This is a genomic window from Pseudomonadota bacterium, from assembly GCA_038533575.1.
Lineage (GTDB): Bacteria > Pseudomonadota > Alphaproteobacteria > Rhodobacterales > Rhodobacteraceae > Shimia_B.
This window is the reverse complement of the sequence record JBCAYL010000051.1, coordinates 1-536: the sequence shown is the minus strand read 5'-3', so window position 1 is coordinate 536 and position 536 is coordinate 1. Positions and strand designations below refer to the sequence as shown.

The following is a 536-nucleotide window of genomic DNA, read 5'->3' as shown; positions in this document are numbered from 1 at the left end:
CCAAGACGATAGCGGGCGTCGCGACCGGCTTCGCGCAGGCGTGGCAGACGATGGCGAAGAGCCTGACCGCTGGCACCGACCCGACCGAGGCCGCGACGCGCTTCAACGAGTCGGTCCGCGCGCAGATCGAGACGGTGACGGCCACCGCGATGGAGGCTGCGAACGACCTTCAGACGGTCGCGCAGCGCTTCTTCGGCGAGATGCAGGCCGCCGCGCCGGGCACGCCGTGGGCGGCGATGACGATGCCCTTCGACAACCTCCCCGACTGGGCACAGGCGGAAGGCATCGAAGCGGGCGAGGTGCCCGTCGCGGCGCTCTTCGAGCAGATGGTCGGCACGTTCGACCGCTCGTTCGGGCGCGTCCTCAACAGCCCCGGCCTCGGCCTCACGCGCGAGTTCAACGAGGAGATCGCGCAGGCGATTGCGGCCTACCAGGGCTACCTCCGCGAGCAGGCGCGCTACCAGACGCTCATGGGCGGCCTCTTCACGAAGTCGGTCGAGCGCTTCACGCAGGCGCTCGGCAAGAAGGCGCAGGAC

The 536-nt window shown here is 70.1% G+C and carries 1 protein-coding gene; it reads left to right on the top strand.

The genetic code is table 11. The features are described from left to right. On the top strand, positions 1 to 536 hold a 536-nt coding region (locus AAFM92_16955; protein ID MEL7302045.1), incomplete at both ends, for a poly(R)-hydroxyalkanoic acid synthase subunit PhaE.